The following is an 18,658-nucleotide window of genomic DNA, read 5'->3' as shown; positions in this document are numbered from 1 at the left end:
GTCCTGACCCCGGCCGACTACGTGAACCACATCGACAAGTGGAACTTCACCGTTCCCTTCGTCTGTGGCGCCACCAACCTCGGTGAGGCCCTGCGCCGCATCAACGAAGGCGCGGCGATGATCCGTTCCAAGGGCGAAGCCGGCACCGGGGATGTTTCCAACGCCACCGGCCACATGCGCAAGATCCGTTCCGAGATCGCCAAGCTCGCAGCCCTTCCCGAGGACGAGCTGTATGTTGCGGCCAAGGAACTGCAGGCCCCGTACGAACTCGTCAAGGAAATCGCCGCCACGGGCAAGCTCCCGGTGGTGCTGTTCACCGCTGGTGGCATCGCAACCCCGGCTGATGCTGCGATGATGATGCAGCTCGGCGCCGATGGTGTGTTCGTTGGTTCGGGTATCTTCAAGTCCGGCAACCCCGCAGAGCGCGCTGCCGCCGTCGTGAAAGCAACCACGTTCTACGACGACCCCGACGTCATCGCCAAGGTCTCCCGCGGCCTGGGCGAAGCCATGGTAGGCATCAACGTCGACGAAATCCCGCAGCCCCACCGCCTCTCAGAGCGCGGCTGGTAAGTCTCTTTCGCTACGGCGGAGGCTGATCCTCTGCGTGCTATTCCCCGCCCTCGCTGCCGCCATTTTGGTGGTGGCTGGGGCGGGGGCCCTTTTACGCACGCTGCCGGATCAGCCTCCGTCGTTTCGTTTTAATGGTGGGTTAGTTGAGGCCTCGGCGCTTTAGGAGGGGTTCGAGCTCAGCATCGCGCCCACGGAACGTGCGGAAGGATTCCAGCGGATCCCGGCTGTTTCCACGGGCGAGTAGCTCCGAACGGAACCGCTCGCCGTTTGCGCGGGTAAGGCCGCCGTTTTCCTTAAACCACTCAACGGTGTCCGCATCCAGGACTTCGCTCCAGATGTAGGAGTAATAGCCGGCCGCATACCCGGCGCCGGCAAAGATGTGCTGGAAGTAGCCGGTACGGTAGCGCGGCGGAATCAGCGGGTGGGCGATGCCGGCGTCGGCCAGCGCTTTGGCTTCAAAGGCAAGGACGTCGTCCGGAACTTCGGACTCTGTCATCACGTGCCACGCCACATCCAGCAATGCTGCTCCGAGGTATTCGGTGGTGGCCAATCCCTCACCCCACAGCAGGGATTCGTTGATTCTGTCCACGATGTCCTGCGGGAGCAGTTCTCCCGTCGCATGGTGGCGTGCGTAATTAGCCAATACCTCGGGCCACATGATCCACATTTCGTTGACCTGGGACGGGTACTCCACGAAGTCCCTGGGCACGGACGTTCCGGAGAACCGAGGATACTCCACATCGGAGAACAGGCCGTGGAGCGCGTGCCCGAATTCGTGGAAGACGGTCCGGACCTCGTCCAGGGACAGGAGAGCGGGTTCGCCCGGCGCTGGCTTGGTGATGTTGAGGTTGTTGATCACTACGGCTTGCGTGCCGAGGAGTCGGGACTGTTCCACGAGCGAGTTCATCCAGGCTCCTCCGCGCTTGGATTCCCGCGTGTAATAGTCCCCAAGGAAGAGACCCAGAGCGCTGCCGTCTTCGTTTCTGACCTCCCAAACCCGGACGTCCTCGTGGTACCCGGCCAGATCCGTCCTCTCACGGAACGTTACGCCATAGAGTTGGGTCGCTGCGTAGAAAACGCCGTCGGCCAGGACCGTTTCGAGGCTGAAGTAGGGCCTGATGGCCTGTTCATCCACTTGGTACTTTTCCCGCCGGACCTGGGCGGAATAGTATGCCCAGTCCCAAGGCTCCAGTGGGTGGCCGGCGGACTCCGCCAAAGCGAGGTCTTCGGCTTGTGCGTTGCGGATCGCTGCAGGTGCCAACCGCCCCAACATTGCCTGCACGGCCTTGAAGTTCCGTGCCGTTTGCTGGTCCACCACGAGTTCCGCGAAGTTTTGAAAGCCAAGAAGGCCGGCTTTTTCCGCGCGTAAGCGAACCGTTGCCGTCACCAGATCACGGACATCCAGGCTTCCGCCGTCCGTGCCGCGAGCGAGGGACGCTTCAAACAGGCGACGCCGAATGTCCCGGTTTTCGAGCGAGGCGAGGGCGGGTTGGTTGCTTGGCTGGATGAGCGTCAGGAGGAACTGGCCATCGTGCCCGGCGGCCTTGGCGGCCTCGGCAGCGCCAGCGACATCTTCTGGGGACATGCCAGCCAGGTCCGCTTCGTCGTCGAGGAGAATAGCGGCAGCCTTCATCGCCTCCTTGACCCGCTGGCCGAATTCGGTGCCCTGACGTGAGAGTTCGGCGTTGATTTCCCGAAGGCGCGCCTGGCCGTCGTCGTCAAGTTGAATGCCGGACTGCCGAAACTCTTTGAGGTATTCCTGGACCAAGCGCGCAGACTCGTCATCTAGGCTGGCGGTGTCAATGGCATTGAAGCGTTCATACAAGCCACGGTTCATGTAGACGGCGTCTTGATGCGCGGCAAACCTGGGCGCGAAGGCGGTCTCCAACTCCCTGATCGCGTCCGATGCGTCGGCCGATACAACCGTAAAGAACGACGCCGCGGCCCGGTCCAGCAACCGCCCGGACCTTTCCATGGCCACAGCCGTGTTCTCAAAAGTCGCTGGTATTGGGTTCGCCGCAATCTGCTGGATCCCGTGGAGGTGTTCGTCCAGTCCCGCGTCGAGGGCTTCGGCGTAGTCCTCTGTGGTGATTGCTTCAAAAGGTGGAAGGCCGAACGGCAGGGGGCTCGGACTCAAAAGCGGATTGGTCATGAAGGGACTCTTTCACTTAAGAATCGTGTCCTCAAGGGCGGCTCGCCGGAATCCCGCCCGTCTTGCGCCGTAGGATTGCGGTTATGGGGAACATCACATCTTGCGGACGTCGCGGGGATTACAGGCGTCACAGGCGTTCGCGGCGAACGGGCGCCCTGCTGGCGGCCTCAGTACTTGCCTTGTCGTTGAGCGCCTGCGGAGTAATTGCAGAGAAGGACTCCAGGGAGAAAAGCAGCGCCGCTACTGCCCCCGCGTCTCCTGCGTCCACGCCAACGCCGACTCCTACGCCAACCCTAGGCAAGGGCCCAGTTTGTCCCGAACTGCGTTGTACTTCCATCACAGTCACGGGCGACATGCTGATCCATACACAGCTGTGGCAGCAGGCCCGGGCGGACGCCGCAGCTGCAGGTCAGCCCGGTTACACCTTCATACCGCTCCTTGAGGGCCAGCGGCGCTACATCCGGAACAGCGATCTCGCTATTTGTCATCAGGAAACCCCTGTTGGCACCCCGGACGGTCCGTTCTCCGCGTACCCATCCTTCAATGTCCCGCCGCAGATCGTTACCGCATCCAAGGATGTGGGGTACCAAGCCTGCACAACAGCCAGCAACCACACCATAGACCGGGGGACGGAAGGGCTGCTCCGGACATTGGATGCGCTGGATGCTGCCGGGCTCAAGCACACTGGTTCCTACCGGACTGAAGCTGCATCACAGGAAATCCTGATGCTCAAGACAGACGCCGCAACGGTAGCAGTCATCGTTGGCACCTACGGCCACAACGGACAGATTCCGGAGTACCCGTGGCTTGTGGACGAGCTTGATCCCACGGTCATGATTGCGAAAGCCACCAAGGCCCGTGCGCTCGGGGCCGACATCGTGCTGGGAGTCATGCACGCCGGTGATGAGTACGCCAGCGAGGCCAATGCCCAGCAACAGGAAGTCGCCCACGCCTTGGTGGACAGTGGCCAATTCACCATGGTTTATGGACACCACACGCACTCGGTGCTGCCGATCGAAAACTACAAGGGCACGTGGATCGTCTATGGACTGGGTAATGGCGTGACGGAATTGTCGCCCTGGTATGTGGTCAACAATGAAGGACTGCTGGTCCGTGCGCAGTTCAGCCAGAACGCGGCTGGCGTTTGGACAGCCTCGGATCTCGCATGGGCGCCGTCGGTGATTGTCCGGGATCCCTACCGCTGGTGCTCGGTTGCCAGCGATGCACCCCAGGGAGTCTGCGCTTCGCCGGCTGCCGATGCAGAGACCCACCAGCGCACCAAAGGCGTGGTCGAGTCGATGGGTGCAGCAACTGCCGGCGCCCACGAGTTGCTCATTACCAAGGAGAAGTAAGGGCGGCAGGTAGTCGAACCACCCGGCTAGCGTGGGCGGCGGGCAGCGTGCTCGCGCGCGAGGCGGGCGTAGTCGTCGTCGGGCGTTCCAGGCACGAAAGTGCCATATTTCCGTTCCACGGCCGTCCGGATCAGGAAGTCGGCGATCGCCGGGTTCTTGGGCAGCAGCGAACCGTGCAGGTAGCTGGCCACCACGTTGCGGTAGCGGGCTCCCTCGTGACCGTCCTTGCTGTTGTTCCCTGCACCCTTGGTGACTGTCCCCAGAGGCTGGACGCCCGGGCCGAGGGTGGTCTGTCCACTGTGGTTCTCGTAGCCCAGGACGTCTCCGAATTCGGAGGACTTGAGCGTGACATTGCCGATCAGCCGCTCATCCGTGCCATGTGTTTCGACATCGAGGATACTGATCCCGGGAATGACAGGGCCTGCGCTGGTCTTGAAGAACTTTCCGAAGAGCTGGTAGAGACCACAAATGACCAGCATTGGTGCGCCCTCGTCCGCGAGCTCCCGCAAATGATCGGCGCGTGCCTGAAGATCATCCTGAATAACCAACTGGCCGCTGTCCTGCCCGCCGCCGCCCACGATGATGTCAATGTCCTCGGGAAAGTCGTCGCCTACGTTGTATTCAAGCAGCTCCGGCGTGTAGCCATGCCACTTGATTCGCTTCTGGAGGACCAGGGCATTGCCCCAGTCGCCGTAAATGTTCATGTCCCGCGGGTACAGCTGGAGGACGCGGACGGTTCCTTTGGTGGGCTGTGCTTCCGAGGTCATGAGACCACCTCAACTATGGTGATTTTGGCCAGTTCGCGACGGATCGCGAGCATGGCGGTGTACGTGCAGAAAATCCGCTTGGGCTTGCCTCGCGAGCCGTCGATAAATGCATGCAGGGCCGCGGTTATGTCGGTCTCGACTGTACCGAAGCGGACTTCGTCGTATTGCAAGCGCAGGGCCATATCGTAGGCGCGCACGCCGGTAAGGACCTCGACGCCATCTTCCCTGAGTGATTCGAAGTCAACGTCCCAGAGCCAGGACATATCCCTGCCATCTGCATAGTTGTCGTTGATGGCGATCATGGTAGCGTATCCGCCGGCAGGGAAGGACTTCAGGCCGAGCCGGAAGCCACTGGGATTCTTAACGAGCACAAGTTCCAACGGCTGGCCATCCACGGTGAGGCTTTCGCCGCGCCCGAAAGCAGGAGCCACATCACCGAGTGCTTTGACCAGTTTGGGAGTGTCAACAGCTCCCGTGCCCAGGATCGCCCTGGCCAGGGAGAGCGCGGCCGCCGCGTTGAAGATGTTGTAGACACCCCGCAGCTTCATGCTCGTGGTGACTGTTTCGCCGTCGAACTCAAAGTCAGCGTCCTGGGCACCCACGCGACGGAGTACGACGTCGGCAGCAGGGCCGTCGGGTACCTCACCTGCGGTGCCGGGTGCCGGGGTGTTCGGGGACGAGGGTCCGGTGGTGGCGGTCCGCATATCGTCGTCGTTGGGAAATGTGCTGCGCAGCGATTCATCGAGGCCGAAGTAGCGGACGCTGGGATGGTGGAGGGTCCCCGGACCATTGAGGGTGTTGGCGATGCGTGCCACCCGGGGGTCTTCACGGTTCAGCACCACGGTATCCGTGGTTTTCCGGGCGATGTGTTCGAGCAAGCGGGCGGTCTTGTCAATCTCGCCGAAGCGGTCAAGCTGGTCGCGAAGGACGTTGAGCAAGAGGCTGAAACGCGGGGGCACTTTGTTCACGAAGTGCACGGCATGTGCTTCGTCGAGTTCCAGGATGGCGACGTCGGCGTCGAGCCGGCCACGCCAGTCAACATCGCCGAGGAGGGAGGCGGCCACGCCCCGGGTGAAGTTACTGCCTGTGCGGTTGGTGAAGACTTTCAGGCCCTGGCTTTCCAGCAGCTCGACCACCATTTTGGTGGTCGTCGTCTTTCCGTTCGTGCCGCTGACAACTGCCACGCCGTGGGGAAGGCTGGACAGCGTTCTCTGCATGAAACCGGGATCGATTTTTTCGACCACCAGGCCGGGGAAAGCAGAGCCGCCACCCCGGAGCCGGGACAGTGTGCGGACCAGCTTGCCGAGGGGAACGCTGAAGGAAAACATGCTCTGTAATATATCCCAGTTAGGGCATGGAACTTGGCGTGGGGGCTCCTCCTGCTGGCACTCCCGCTTGTCCTCCGGGAGGAGATTCCGGGCCGGGCCACTATGATGGCCTAATGACCAACCCCCTTTCCGACGCTTCATCACGCGTGGGTGCAGGACTCCGGATCGGCGTACTGGCCCTTCAAGGCGACTTCCGCGAGCACATCCACGCAGTGGAAGCCGCAGGCGCCACGGGTGTGGGCATCCGTCGCCCCGCTGAGCTGGATGACGTTGACGGCCTTATCATCCCCGGTGGGGAATCCACCACGATCGACAAACTTTCAAGGATCTTTGAACTCGCGGACCCGCTGCGGAAGCGCATCGCCGAAGGCCTCCCGGTGTACGGCTCTTGTGCCGGCATGATCCTCCTTGCCGATGAGATTGCCGATCCCGCTACTGATCTGGATGGAAACCCCCAGCAGACCTTCGGTGGACTGGACATCACGGTGCGCCGCAATGCCTTCGGGCGGCAGCGCGAGTCCTTTGAAACCGACCTCGATTTCAAAGGACTAGAGTTCAGCGCGGGGGAGTCCGGCGTGGATCCGGTGCACGCGGTCTTTATCCGTGGACCTTGGGTGGAACGGGTTGGCCCAGGAGTCGAGGTCCTGGCACAGGTTGATCCGGAGCATGCCAGCCACACCGCCACTTTGCACGGATTGGCTAGAATTGTTGCAGTGCGCTCCGGCCAGCTGTTGGCCACCTCTTTCCATCCGGAAGTCACAGGTGAGAAGCGCGTGCATGAACTCTTTATTCGAATGATCAGAGGAGAAGCGTAAAGCATGTCAGGCCACTCCAAATGGGCGACTACCAAGCACAAGAAAGCCATCATTGATAGCAGGCGTGCAAAGTCGTTCGCAAAGCTGATCAAGAACATCGAAGTTGCTGCGCGCATGGGCGGCCCGGACCTCGCCGGCAACCCAGGCCTGGAACTCGCGGTTACCAAGGCGAAGAAGACCTCGGTTCCCAACGACAACATCGACCGCGCCATCAAGCGTGGTGCCGGCCTCACGGGCGAAGTGGTCGACTACACCGAAATCATGTACGAAGCCCGTGGCCCCCAGGGCTCGGCGTTGTTGATCGAGTGCCTGACCGACAACAAGAACCGTGCGGCTTCCGAGGTTCGACTCGCGATTTCCCGCAACGGTGGCACCATTGCAGATCCCGGCTCGGTCAGTTACCTGTTCACCCGCAAGGGCGTCGTGGTGCTGCCAAAGAATGGGCTGAGCGAGGATGACATCCTGATGGCCGTCCTGGACGCCGGCGCAGAGGAAGTCAAGGACAGCGGCGAGAACTGGGAAGTGCATTCCGAGCCCTCCGATCTGCAGGCCATCCGTGACGCCTTGAAGGATGCCGGCATCGAGTACGAATCCGATGAAGCTGAATTCGTGCCCTCCATGCAGGTGGACCTGGATGTTGATGGTGCCCGGAAATTCATGAAACTCGTGGACGCCCTCGAAGACCTGGATGACGTCCAGAACGTCTACAGCAACGCCGACTTCAGCGAGGAAGTGCAGGCTGCCCTCGACGCCGACTAGGCAGGGCAGCACCTTTATTTTGACAACAAACAGGGAGGCCCGGACTTGACTCTTCGCGTATTGGGAGTCGATCCGGGCCTCACCCGTTGCGGCATCGGTGTAGTGGATATCGAGCGGAATCGCCGGGCCACCATGGTGGCGGTTGGAGTGGTGGGGACTTCGGCCGAGTTGACGCTGGACAAGCGGCTTTTGGTCATTGCACAGGCAATCGACGAATGGCTGGACCTGCACGAGCCGGACGTCGTCGCCGTCGAGCGCGTTTTTTCGCAGATGAACGTCAGCACTGTGATGGGCGTGGCCCAAGCCTCGGGCGTTGTCATCGCAGCGGCCGCGCGTCGCGGCATTCCCGTCGCCTTGCACACGCCTTCTGAAGTCAAGGCGGCCGTCACCGGAAGCGGTACTGCCAACAAGGATGCGGTCACCAAATTGGTGACCAAAATCCTGCGGCTCGATGCACCGCCCAAGCCCGCCGACGCCGCAGACGCGCTTGCCCTGGCCCTGACGCATGCTTGGCGGGCAGGCAGCGGCATGGGTGGAATCAGCGGGAGTTCGGGCACGGATTCCCTCACCCCGGCTCAGCGGGCCTGGGCCGAAGCGGAAGCGAAAGCGCGCCGCGGGCGGTGATTGTCGGTACCCCTTGCTAGGGTATTCGTAGATATGTTCGGATAGTCCGTTTGGCTGCCATGGATTCATGGCAGTACAGCAGGCAGTACCTCAGGAGCCGGGTCTTGATCAGTTTTCTCCGTGGAACAGTTGCCCACGTTGGCTTGTCGACCGCCGTGATTGACCTCAACGGTGCGGGAATGAGCGTTTTTGCTACACCGCAGACCTTAAGCCACCTAAAAGTAGGCGCCGAGGCCAAGCTTTTCACTTCCATGATCGTCCGTGAAGATTCGCTCACGCTGTTCGGATTTGCCGACGACGACGAACGCGAAGTCTTCGACGTCCTGCTCAGTGTCAGCGGGGTTGGGCCCCGTTTGGCACTGGCCGTACTTGCGGTGCACGAGCCCGAGGCGATCCGCGTAGCTGCGCATACCGGCGATGGCAAGGCGTTCACCAAGGTTCCGGGCATTGGGCCCAAGGTTGCCGGCCGGATTGTCCTTGAACTGGCGGGCAAGCTGGTCCCTCATGGCACGGGTACAGGAACGGCCCCTGCGGTGGTCACTACTGTGGAATGGAAGCCCCAGGTAGTCGCGGCCATGACCAGTTTGGGATGGTCCGAGAAAGACGCCAACGGCAGCATCGACAAAGCCATGGCCGACTCGCCGGAACTCGTAGACGCAGGAAACGTGGCCCAAATACTTCGGGCTACGCTGCGCTGGCTTGGCCAAGACGGGGCACGCGCCGGCAACCGCGTAGGCAGCCGTGGCTGAGCAGTCACTCGTCAGCGGGGGAGAGGAACCGGAAGAGCGGGTCATTGAGGCTGCTCTCCGCCCCAAGAACCTGCACGACTTCGTAGGACAGCATCGGGTCCGCAAGCAACTTGCCTTGGTGCTTGAAGCCTCGAAGATGCGTGGCCGCAGCGCCGATCACGTACTGATGTCCGGACCTCCTGGACTCGGTAAGACCACACTTGCCATGATCATTGCAGCGGAGATGAACGCGCCGCTGCGTATCAGCAGCGGACCGGCCATCCAGCACGCAGGGGATCTCGCAGCCATCCTTTCCTCGCTCTCGGAGGGCGAGGTCCTGTTCCTTGACGAAATCCACCGCATGTCCAGGCCCGCAGAAGAAATGCTGTACATGGCCATGGAGGACTTCCGCGTGGACATCGTGGTGGGCAAGGGCGCAGGCGCAACTGCAATTCCTTTGGAGCTCCCGCCTTTCACCTTGGTAGGTGCCACCACCCGCGCAGGACTTCTTCCGGGCCCCTTGAGGGACCGCTTTGGTTTTACCGGGCACCTTGAGTTCTATTCGGTGGCCGAACTCGAACTTGTCCTCCGCCGTTCTGCCGGGCTTCTGGACCTGAAGGTAAACTCTGCAGGTTTCACCGAGATTGCCGGACGCTCCCGGGGAACACCACGTATAGCCAACCGACTCCTGCGCCGCGTTCGTGACTGGGCGCTCGTTCATGGCATTGAGCAAATCGACGCCCGGTCGGCGTCAGCTGCCTTGGATATGTACGAAGTAGACGAGCGTGGCCTGGACAGGCTGGACCGGTCCGTTCTTGAAGCCCTCATTACCAAGTTCAACGGTGGCCCGGTTGGCTTGTCCACCTTGGCGATTGCCGTGGGCGAAGAACCCGAAACGGTAGAGACCGTGGCTGAGCCGTTCTTGGTGCGCGAAGGACTGCTTGGGCGGACACCCCGTGGGCGCATCGCCATGGCACCAGCATGGACACACCTCGGTTATGCTGTGCCGGCGGGCGTATTCGGCCAGGAGACCCTTGCCTTGTTTGACGAGGATGAAAACCACGCTGAAAGCGTAGATACCATCGGTTAACACGCTGTATTCAGCTTTTCCCACTAGACTGGTATGACGCTCGGCACGTTCGAGTCCTTGATCCATGCGCCCGCTTCGCGGTGAAGCGCGTTGCTATGCGGGTTTGGTCCCGTGGCCGCAGGATCTGCCGGGGACGTTGCCGTGAACCAAAACGTAAGTAAAGAACGGAACTTCCCTGTGGATCCAATGACCATATTGCTGTTCGTCATGCTTGGACTCTTTGTCTTCATGATGTTCCGCCGCAACAAGAAGACCCAGCAGCAGCAGGCTGCGATGCAGTCCAAGTTCGCTCCGGGCGTCGATGTCATGACCAGCTTTGGTCTTTTCGGACGCATCGTGTCCATCGATGAAGCTGAGAACAAGGTCGTTATCGAGCTGTCTCCCGGAAACGAAGCTACGGTTCACCGCCAGGCCGTCACCAAGGTGGTCGAAAAGACTGAAGAGGAAGCCCCTGTTGTTCCGGACGACGCTTCTTCGCTGACCGTTGCCGATGAGACCCCGGCTGCGACTGAGACGCCGGATGAAACCATCGCGCGCCTCAACAAAGAGGACAAGAAGGACAACTAGCACCGTCAGTCGCGGCAACACCGCGCAAGGACACTTCTACGGCAGCGGAAGGCCGCCGGCAGACGCTCACCAGCGTCCGCCGGCGGCTGTCCGGCGATAAAAGGAAGATCGATAATGGCACGGACCGGCCCCAAAAACTCAGCCCGCAGGGTGCTGACTTGGCTTGGAGCAATATTCGTTGTACTCACCGCTGTCCTGGGTGGCGGAGTCATTTCCGGCCATGCAAGCTGGGCTCCCAAACTTGCCTTGGACCTCGAGGGCGGCACCCAGATGATCCTGGCACCGCGGGTAGAGGGTTCCAGCGAGATCACTGAGGAACAGCTCAACCAGGCAGTTGCCATCATCCGGCAGCGTGTAGACGGCTCCGGTGTTGCCGAAGCCGAGATCAGCACCCAGTCGGGGCGCAACGTGGTGGTGAGTCTCCCGGGAACTCCGTCCAAGGAAACCCGTGATCTTATCCAAGCGTCGGCGGACATGAACTTCCGCCCGGTGATCGCTGCGGCTGATCCTGCTGCCGTCCCTGTCGAATCCCGTACACCGGATGACAAGCTGCCCAAGCCCACCGCAGAGCCCACCAACGCGAGCGACACCAACTGGGTGACTCCTGAGATCTACAAGGAATTCGAGGCGCTCGACTGCGTCAACCCTTCCACTGAGAAGCGGGAACGTTCTGATCCGGCGAAGCCTCTGGTGACCTGCGAACCGGCAACGGACAAGACTCCCGCCATCAAGTACATCCTTGGTCCGGTCGAGGTCAAAGGCCAGGACATCAGCTCCTCGTCCTTCTCGCAGGTCCAGGGCGCACAGGGATCGGTGACGAACTCCTGGGGTGTGAACATCACGTTCAACTCCGAGGCAACTGCCAAGTTCAAGGAAGTTACGGAGCGGCTGAACCAGTTCTACACCGCGTCCCTTGCCCAGGGCGGCAACGACCCCAAGGCACAATTCGCCATTGTCCTTGATGACAAGGTCATCTCAGCACCGAGGTCCCTTGCTGTCATCACTGACGGAAAACCGCAGATCACGGGTAACTTCACCCAGGCCTCAGCAAAAGCACTGTCCGACCAACTCCGCTATGGTGCTTTGCCGATCTCCTTCGAGATCCAGTCCCAGGAACAGATCTCTGCCACGCTCGGTGGCGATCAGCTCCGGCTCGGCCTGCTTGCCGGCCTCATCGGCTTGTTGCTGGTGGTTGTGTACTCGCTGTTCCAGTACCGGGCCCTTGGCTTTGTCACCATTGCTTCCCTGGTTGTCGCCGGTGGTTTGACCTACCTTGCCATCGCCATTCTGGGGTGGACTGAAAACTACCGCCTTTCCCTCGCTGGTGTTGCAGGCCTGATCGTGGCCATCGGACAGACGGCCGACTCGTTCATTGTGTACTTCGAACGAATCCGCGATGAACTTCGCGAGGGCCGCGGGCTCGTATCCGCCGTCGAAAATGGCTGGAAGCGTGCCAAGCGGACTGTGCTGGCTTCCAAGGCAGTGAACTTGCTGGCAGCCTTGGTCCTTTATTTCGTGGCTGTAGGCAATGTGCGTGGCTTCGCGTTCACGCTTGGCCTCACGGCTGTGGCTGACCTCATTGTGGTGTTCATGTTCACGCACCCCATGCTGCAGGTCCTTGCCCGCACAAGGTTCTTTGGCGAAGGCCACAGGTTCTCCGGCCTGTCACCTGACCGTCTGGGAGCTGTCCCGCTGTATCGGGGAGCCGGACGTCTCCGCACACCTGCTGAGAAACCGGCCGTTGTCCGTGCACGCAATACAGGTGCCGCGGCTGAAGCCGAACGCCGCATGACCATCGCCGAACGGCGCCTCGCCGAGAAGGGCCAGTTGACCGGTCCTTCCAACGGCACCAAGGAGGAGAAGTAATGACCACGAGCTTCGCAACCTTCGGCAACGAGCTTTACACGGGCAAGCGCTCTTACAACTTTGTTGATTCCAAGAAAATCTGGTTCATCATTGCTGCGGTCGCTGTGGCCCTCTCCATCCTGATCCCGGTCTTGAAGGGCGGCTTCAACCTCGGTATCGAGTTCCGCGGCGGCTCGGAGTTCACCGTTTCGAACGTGAAGACCACCGATGCCGGTCTGGGCGAAAAGGCTGTCCATGACGTCGTATCCGGTGCCATTCCCCGTGTTGCGAACGTGGCGGGCAACACCATGCGGATTCAGACGGATCAGCTGACCGATGACGAGACCAACCGCATCAAAGAGGGCCTGACCACCGCTTACGGTGTAACGGACAACGAGGTGACATCAAACTTTGTTGGTCCCACGTGGGGTCAGGATGTCACACGCCAGGCACTCATTGGGCTGGTCGTGTTCGTCGGCCTGGCTGCTGTCCTCATGGCTTTGTATTTCCGGACCTGGAAGATGTCACTCTCTGCCTTGGTGGGCATGCTCGTCACCATGTTCACCACAGCGGGCGTCTACGCCCTGAGTGATTTCGAGGTGACGCCATCGGCCATCATCGGTTTCCTGACTGTCCTGAGCTATTCGCTGTATGACACCGTGGTGGTCTTCGACAAGATCCGCGAGAACACAGCGGACATTTCCACCTCCACGCGCCGGACCTTCGGTGAAGAGGTCAACCTTGCGGTCAACCAAACCCTGGTCCGGTCCATCAACACCATGATGGTTGCCGTCCTTCCGGTTGCGGCGATCCTCTTCATCGGGGCTGGACTGCTGGGCGCAGGAACGCTGCGGGACCTCTCACTGGCGTTGTTCGTCGGAATCCTCATCGGAACGGCAGCGACCATCTTCATTGCGGCACCGCTCTACGCCTGGCTGCGCCAGGGCGAGCCGGACCTCGTGAAGCAGGCCAAGAAAGTGGCCCACCGCCGGGCCGAGGCCACTGTTTAGACTATTTCCATTGGGCATTACGTCCTGGAGCAGGACCCCGCTTTACAGCGGGGTCCTTTGTCTTTGACTTGCCGGGGCGTGCGTCATGTGCTGTCCGGTTGCGGAAGCATTCGCCTGCGGGAATAGACTGGAAGAATTAAATAGGTCGTGAGGGGTACTTCTGTGGAAGAACGTGCGACGTCGGCACCACCGACGGGCGGGGAGGACAGTCACCACGGTGTGACGGTTCCGGCAACAAGCGTGGCTGGACGGACTGCTGGTACGGTTCCAGTCGATACTCCCGGCGTGCGTCCTACCTTTCCGGGTAGGCGGGAGCGCACGCGTTCCCGGCTTGCGCGATTGACCGGCCGGGGGATGGCGCCGTACTCGCCGATTCTGGAACCGCTCCTGCGAACGGTGCGGGCCAATAACCCCAAAGAAGACTTCGACCTCATTCAGCGCGCATTCGCCGTAGCAGAGCGCAGCCATCAAGGGCAGAAGCGCAAGAGTGGTGATCCGTACATCACCCACCCGGTGGCAGTAGCCACCATCCTTGCCGAGCTTGGGATGACAGGAACCACCCTGGCCGCTGCATTGCTCCATGACACGGTGGAGGACACCCCGTACACCCTGCATGACCTGACCCGCGACTTCGGCCCGGAAGTGGCCATGCTTGTGGACGGCGTGACCAAACTGGACAAGGTCAGCTTCGGAGAAGCAGCCCAGTCGGAGACAGTCCGCAAGATGGTCGTGGCCATGGCCAAGGACATCCGGGTCCTGATGATCAAACTTGCCGATCGGCTCCACAACGCCCGTACATGGCGGTTCGTTTCGGCAGAGTCGTCGTCACGTAAAGCCCGAGAGACGCTGGAGATCTTCGCTCCCCTGGCACACCGCCTGGGTATGAACACCATTAAGTGGGAGTTGGAGGATCTGTCCTTCGCGGCGCTCTACCCCAAGGTGTACGAGGAAATCGTCCGCATGGTGGGGGACCGCACCCCCGAACGCGAGAAGAGCCTGAGTGTCATCCGCAACCAGATTGCCGATGATCTTCGGACTGCGCGGATCAAGGCGACCATCACCGGCCGGCCCAAGCACTACTACTCGATCTACCAGAAGATGATCGTCCGCGATAAGGACTTTGACGACATCAACGACCTCATGGGCGTTCGCGTCCTGGTTGACTCGGTGCGGGATTGTTACGCGGCACTTGGTACCCTGCACTCGCGATGGAACCCCCTCCCCGGGCGGTTCAAGGACTACATCGCCATGCCGAAGTTCAACATGTACCAGTCCCTGCACACTACGGTGATCGGCCCGGGTGGAAAGCCCGTGGAAATCCAGATCCGTACCCATGAGATGCACCGCCGGGCTGAGTACGGCGTCGCAGCCCACTGGAAGTACAAGGACCAACCCAACCGTACTGCGGTGGGCCCTGGCAGCCCACGCGACGGCGATATGGGCTGGCTGCGGTCCTTGGTGGACTGGCAGCAGGAAACGTCGGACCCGGGCGAATTTCTCGATTCACTGAGGTACGAGATCAACGCAAGGGAAGTCTTCGTCTTCACGCCCAAGGGCGAAGTCATGGCCTTGCCTGCTGGATCGACTCCCGTGGACTTCGCCTACGCGGTCCACACAGAAGTGGGTCACCGGACCATCGGAGCCCGCGTTAACGGCAAGCTTGTGCCGCTCAACAGTGAACTGAACCATGGCGACTGGGTCGAGATCTTCACCTCAAAGGCGGAGGGTGCAGGCCCAAGCCAGGACTGGCAACACTTCGTCAAGTCGGCAAGGGCCCGGAACAAGATCCGCCAGTGGTTCACCAAGGAACGCCGTGAAGAAGCGATTGACCGCGGCAAGGACATGCTGACGCGGGCAATGCGAAAGCAGAACCTCCCACTGCAGCGGCTGATGACGCACGATGCGCTGTCTGCCGTCGCCGAGGACTTCCACTACGTTGACATCTCCGGGCTGTATGCAGGAGTGGGTGACGGCCACACGTCTGCCCAGTCCGTCATGGAGAAGCTCGTAGAGCATCTTGGTGGGCACGAGACCCCGGATGAGGACCTTGACGAGGTCAGCATCCCCACGCAGGTTGCCAAGTCCAAATTTTCCGATTCCGGTGTCATCGTTCGCGGCGTGGGAGACGTGTGGGTCAAACTTGCCCGGTGTTGTACCCCTGTGCCCCCTGACCCGATCCTTGGATTTGTCACTCGTGGTTCCGGAGTGTCGGTCCATAGGACCGATTGCACCAACGTCTCCGGGTTGCGCGACCAGCCGGACAGGATCGTCGAGGTCGAGTGGGCACCAACACAGTCCAGTGTCTTCCTGGTGGAGATTCAGGTGGAAGCCCTGGACAGGAAGTCACTCTTGTCCGATGTCACGCGTGTCCTGTCTGAAAACCATGTCAATATCCTCGCGGCCTCGGTCCACACCTCAAGTGACAGGGTGGCGATCTCCAAATTTGCCTTCGAAATGGGTGATCCAAAGTATTTGCACCATGTCCTCAGCGCGGTGCGGCGTATCGACGGGGTCTTCGACGTGTATCGCACCACGGGTAACAGGCGCAGGAGCTAGTTCGGGGACACGAGCCGTGCGAGCGTAGCGAGCGCACGCTTCTTGTGGGGAACCCGCGGCGCTGCCTCCACGGCAAGGGTGAGTAAACGGAGCCTGATGCCGAGCTCCGGGTGGTCCAGGAGTCGCCGCAGGGCCGGCAGGGCCTGATCCGACTCGACGTGCAGTGCAATATCCGCTGCTGTTCTCAAGGGGCTGCTGACCAGCATCCCACCAAGGCTTACGACGTCGAGTTGGCCGAGCCGGACCTCATGGAGGTTGCACCCCCGGGCACTGCGCACGCTTGAGATACGATGCTTGACATCCACCAGGAGTGATAGCCGCTCCGGAGGGCTGGCGCATCCGTAGATCCAGGCCGCGGTAAGCCTGCCCGCGACCACCTTGGTCCGCATCCGGTCCGGGACAGTCAGGGCAGCCGCACGGGCGCGGAGGCGGGGCGTGACTGCAATCCCGGGCGACGCATAGCTCTTTCCGTACAAGGGAAGCAGGATGCCATCCAGCGCCATGCCCTGCAATTCAGGCCAGGTGAAGATGCGGCTGGGTGCGTAGAGCTCGGGAAGAACGGGTTCCTGCAGTTGCGGGGCTGTGACGGGTGGGACCATTCATTGATCATTCCGTGTCCTGGCCGCAACAGTACAGGCCCCGTACCGGGCATGTGGATAACCGGTACAGGGCCTGCAGAAAAAACATGGGCTCACCATGAACCCAAAGCTGGGTCAGGCGAGATCGCTCGCTGAGCGCTGGATCTGGTCCAGCCACGCCTGACGTGCTTCGAGAGCTTCACGCGCAGCCTTGATGCGGCGCTGGTCTCCGGCCTTTTCAGCCTTCTCCAGATCCTCCTTGAGCCCGGCAATAGCAGACTCAAGCTGCGACAAAGCGCTGTTGGTGCGGGCCTTGGTCTCCGGATTGCTCCGGCGCCACTTCTCCTCCTCGGCCTCGCGGACTGCGTCCTCCACCTTGCGGAGACCGGCCTCGATGCGGCCCATGTCCGCCCTGGGGACCTTACCGGCATCTTCCCAGCGGTCACGAATGGACTGCAGGGCCTTCTTCGTTGCGTTGAGATCGTTGATCGGCAGCAGCGCCTGGGCCTCGGCTACCAACTGCTCCTTCACTGCAAGGTTGGCCGTGTACTCCTGGTCGATCTGCTCGTTCGCAGCCTGCCGGTTGCTGAAGAACACATCCTGCGCGGCGCGGAAACGGCCCCAGAGCGCGTCGTCATCCTTGCGGCTGGCGCGTGGGGTGGCCTTCCATTGATCCATGAGCCTGCGGTACTCCCCGGCGGCATAGCCCCAGTCAGTGGAAGAGGAAAGCGCCTCAGCCTCTGCGATCAATGCTTCCTTGGCCACCTTGGCCGCAGAATTGTTGCTGTCCAGCTGCGAGAAGTACGCGCGGCGGTGGCGATCGAAGACAGTGCGTGCCGAGCGGAAGCGCTTCCAGAGTGCGTCTTCATTGCTCCGGCCAAGACGGACCCCGCTCTTCTGCGCAGCCTTCCACGTCTCGAAGAGTTCGTTCATTCGCGCACTGGACGTCTTCCATTGGATTTGCGCAGGATCCTGGCCAGCGATGGCCTCTGCCTCCGCCACAATGGCTTCGCGCGCGGCAAGCTCGTTGGCGCGGACGGCCTCATGGGCTGCTTTCTCGGACTTTTCCAGTTCGGCGATCTGCTCGGACAGCGTGTCCAGGCGTGCTTCGGCCGAACGGATATCGCCCACCATGTTGCGCTCCGCGAGCTGCTCGCGGAGGTGGGTCACCGTTTTCTGCATGTCCGTTGCCGGCGCTTTGGATTCCACGCGGTGTTCCAGCAGGACTATCTGGGCAATGACGTCATCGAACTTCCGGGCGAAGTAGCCCAGGGCTTCGTCAGGGCTAACACCCGGGTACTGGCCAACGGCAATCTCTTCGCCATCCAAAGTGAGGAATACGTGGCCGTCGCCTTCGGCGCGCCCCCACTTGGCCGCCTCTGCAAGCGAGGCTGCAGACACGGCGGGTGCAGCCGGAACGACGGCGGCAGGCGCCTTGGGGCGGGCCGCGAAGGCAGCAGGGGAAGGAGCGGGACGCGAATCGGCAGGCTTGGTTTCCTCCGGTGCAGGTGCCGCCTCAGCCGCTGGTGCCTCCTCTACTGCGGGTGCCGCCTCAGCCGCTGGTGCCTCCTCTACTGCGGGTGCCGCCTCAGCCGCTGGTGCCTCCTCTACTGCGGGTGCCGCCTCAGCCGCTGGTGCCTCCTCTACTGCGGGTGCCGCCTCAGCTGCTTCTGCAGGCGTTTCTTCTGTCGCAGGCGTTTCTTCAGCGGCAGGGGCTTCGGTTGCTGCCGGTGTATCGTCGGCCGCAACTGCGGGAGTTTGTTCAGCCGCAGGTGCTGCTTCAGTGCCGTTCGGGCTGTTTGCCTCGACTGCGTCTTGGTTGGCCACTACTGCTGTTTCGTCGGATTTCTGACTGTCTGTCACCGCTAAAAGTCTTTCGCTTGGAGGGACTGCTAAGGTACTGCACCCCGGACCGGG

At 61.4% G+C, this 18,658-nt stretch carries 17 protein-coding genes; 11 read left to right on the top strand and 6 right to left on the bottom strand.

From position 1 onward, the window contains the following. Positions 1 to 570, top strand: a 570-nt coding sequence (locus tag AC1DD7_RS16090; protein ID WP_477515755.1) for a beta/alpha barrel domain-containing protein, incomplete at its 5' end; no start/stop codon positions are given. Positions 571 to 709: 139 nt separating this feature from the next. Here the strand turns inward: AC1DD7_RS16090 and AC1DD7_RS16085 are convergent. Continuing rightward, on the bottom strand, positions 710 to 2,722 hold the full coding sequence (locus tag AC1DD7_RS16085; protein ID WP_477515754.1) for a M3 family metallopeptidase: 2,013 nt from the start codon (positions 2,720 to 2,722) through the stop codon (positions 710 to 712). A 127-nt stretch (positions 2,723 to 2,849) separates the two neighbouring features. After that, positions 2,850 to 2,990: a hypothetical protein gene (locus AC1DD7_RS16080; protein WP_477515768.1), complete on the bottom strand. Its 141-nt coding sequence runs from the start codon at positions 2,988 to 2,990 to the stop codon at positions 2,850 to 2,852. Here AC1DD7_RS16080 and AC1DD7_RS16075 point away from each other — a divergent pair. Then, positions 2,926 to 4,074, top strand: a complete 1,149-nt coding sequence (locus AC1DD7_RS16075; RefSeq protein ID WP_477515767.1) for a CapA family protein — start codon at positions 2,926 to 2,928, stop codon at positions 4,072 to 4,074. The two genes, AC1DD7_RS16080 and AC1DD7_RS16075, sit on opposite strands and share 65 nt — an antisense overlap. Before the next feature lie 26 nt (positions 4,075 to 4,100). Here the strand turns inward: AC1DD7_RS16075 and AC1DD7_RS16070 are convergent, their stop codons facing one another. Further along, positions 4,101 to 4,841 (bottom strand): type 1 glutamine amidotransferase, encoded by a 741-nt coding sequence (locus AC1DD7_RS16070; protein ID WP_477515753.1) that lies wholly within the window; start codon positions 4,839 to 4,841, stop codon positions 4,101 to 4,103. Beyond that, the gene (locus AC1DD7_RS16065) at positions 4,838 to 6,169 is read right to left on the bottom strand and encodes a MurT ligase domain-containing protein (protein WP_477515752.1); all 1,332 of its coding nucleotides are present in this window, start codon (positions 6,167 to 6,169) and stop codon (positions 4,838 to 4,840) included. Before AC1DD7_RS16065 ends, AC1DD7_RS16070 begins: the two co-directional genes overlap by 4 nt. 113 nt (positions 6,170 to 6,282) lie before the next feature. On the opposite strand from AC1DD7_RS16065, the gene pdxT reads away from it, so the two are divergent. From pdxT to AC1DD7_RS16020, 9 genes are all read left to right on the top strand, one after another. After that, positions 6,283 to 6,984 (top strand): pyridoxal 5'-phosphate synthase glutaminase subunit PdxT, encoded by a 702-nt coding sequence (pdxT, locus tag AC1DD7_RS16060; RefSeq protein ID WP_216925537.1) that lies wholly within the window; start codon positions 6,283 to 6,285, stop codon positions 6,982 to 6,984. 3 nt (positions 6,985 to 6,987) lie between these two features. After that, on the top strand, positions 6,988 to 7,743 hold the full coding sequence (locus tag AC1DD7_RS16055) for a YebC/PmpR family DNA-binding transcriptional regulator (protein WP_431115400.1): 756 nt from the start codon (positions 6,988 to 6,990) through the stop codon (positions 7,741 to 7,743). Positions 7,744 to 7,788: 45 nt separating this feature from the next. Next, on the top strand, positions 7,789 to 8,367 hold the full coding sequence (gene ruvC, locus AC1DD7_RS16050) for a crossover junction endodeoxyribonuclease RuvC (RefSeq protein WP_431115399.1): 579 nt from the start codon (positions 7,789 to 7,791) through the stop codon (positions 8,365 to 8,367). Positions 8,368 to 8,471: 104 nt separating this feature from the next. Further along, entirely contained in the window at positions 8,472 to 9,116 is a 645-nt protein-coding gene (ruvA, locus tag AC1DD7_RS16045) for a Holliday junction branch migration protein RuvA (RefSeq protein ID WP_477515751.1), read from the top strand. Next, complete coding sequence (ruvB, locus tag AC1DD7_RS16040; RefSeq protein WP_431115397.1) at positions 9,109 to 10,185, top strand: Holliday junction branch migration DNA helicase RuvB; 1,077 nt, start codon at positions 9,109 to 9,111, stop codon at positions 10,183 to 10,185. Before ruvA ends, ruvB begins: the two co-directional genes overlap by 8 nt. Before the next feature lie 186 nt (positions 10,186 to 10,371). Then, positions 10,372 to 10,752: a preprotein translocase subunit YajC gene (gene yajC, locus AC1DD7_RS16035; protein WP_477515766.1), complete on the top strand. Its 381-nt coding sequence runs from the start codon at positions 10,372 to 10,374 to the stop codon at positions 10,750 to 10,752. Between the two features lie 114 nt (positions 10,753 to 10,866). Next, positions 10,867 to 12,618, top strand: coding sequence for a protein translocase subunit SecD (secD, locus tag AC1DD7_RS16030; protein ID WP_431115396.1), 1,752 nt, complete (start codon positions 10,867 to 10,869; stop codon positions 12,616 to 12,618). After that, complete coding sequence (secF, locus tag AC1DD7_RS16025) at positions 12,618 to 13,607, top strand: protein translocase subunit SecF (RefSeq protein WP_442005718.1); 990 nt, start codon at positions 12,618 to 12,620, stop codon at positions 13,605 to 13,607. Before secD ends, secF begins: the two co-directional genes overlap by 1 nt. A 162-nt stretch (positions 13,608 to 13,769) precedes the next feature. Then, complete coding sequence (locus tag AC1DD7_RS16020; RefSeq protein ID WP_477515765.1) at positions 13,770 to 16,163, top strand: RelA/SpoT family protein; 2,394 nt, start codon at positions 13,770 to 13,772, stop codon at positions 16,161 to 16,163. Here AC1DD7_RS16020 and AC1DD7_RS16015 read toward each other — a convergent pair. After that, on the bottom strand, positions 16,160 to 16,762 hold the full coding sequence (locus tag AC1DD7_RS16015) for a hypothetical protein (RefSeq protein WP_477515750.1): 603 nt from the start codon (positions 16,760 to 16,762) through the stop codon (positions 16,160 to 16,162). The two genes, AC1DD7_RS16020 and AC1DD7_RS16015, sit on opposite strands and share 4 nt — an antisense overlap. Before the next feature lie 114 nt (positions 16,763 to 16,876). Further along, positions 16,877 to 18,604, bottom strand: a complete 1,728-nt coding sequence (locus tag AC1DD7_RS16010) for a DUF349 domain-containing protein (protein WP_477515749.1) — start codon at positions 18,602 to 18,604, stop codon at positions 16,877 to 16,879. Positions 18,605 to 18,658: the final 54 nt, after the last annotated feature.

This window comes from Paenarthrobacter sp. 10L412, from assembly GCF_056395565.1.
This window is presented reverse-complemented; position numbering and strand designations above follow the sequence as displayed.

Coding starts and splice junctions, on each gene's coding strand:
- AC1DD7_RS16085 (WP_477515754.1), bottom strand. CDS start 2,722: ATGACCAATCCGCTTTTGAGTCCGAGCCCCCTGCCGTTCGGCCTTCCA.
- AC1DD7_RS16070 (WP_477515753.1), bottom strand. CDS start 4,841: ATGACCTCGGAAGCACAGCCCACCAAAGGAACCGTCCGCGTCCTCCAG.
- AC1DD7_RS16065 (WP_477515752.1), bottom strand. CDS start 6,169: ATGTTTTCCTTCAGCGTTCCCCTCGGCAAGCTGGTCCGCACACTGTCC.
- pdxT (WP_216925537.1), top strand. CDS start 6,283: ATGACCAACCCCCTTTCCGACGCTTCATCACGCGTGGGTGCAGGACTC.
- AC1DD7_RS16055 (WP_431115400.1), top strand. CDS start 6,988: ATGTCAGGCCACTCCAAATGGGCGACTACCAAGCACAAGAAAGCCATC.
- yajC (WP_477515766.1), top strand. CDS start 10,372: ATGACCATATTGCTGTTCGTCATGCTTGGACTCTTTGTCTTCATGATG.
- secD (WP_431115396.1), top strand. CDS start 10,867: ATGGCACGGACCGGCCCCAAAAACTCAGCCCGCAGGGTGCTGACTTGG.
- secF (WP_442005718.1), top strand. CDS start 12,618: ATGACCACGAGCTTCGCAACCTTCGGCAACGAGCTTTACACGGGCAAG.
- AC1DD7_RS16015 (WP_477515750.1), bottom strand. CDS start 16,762: ATGGTCCCACCCGTCACAGCCCCGCAACTGCAGGAACCCGTTCTTCCC.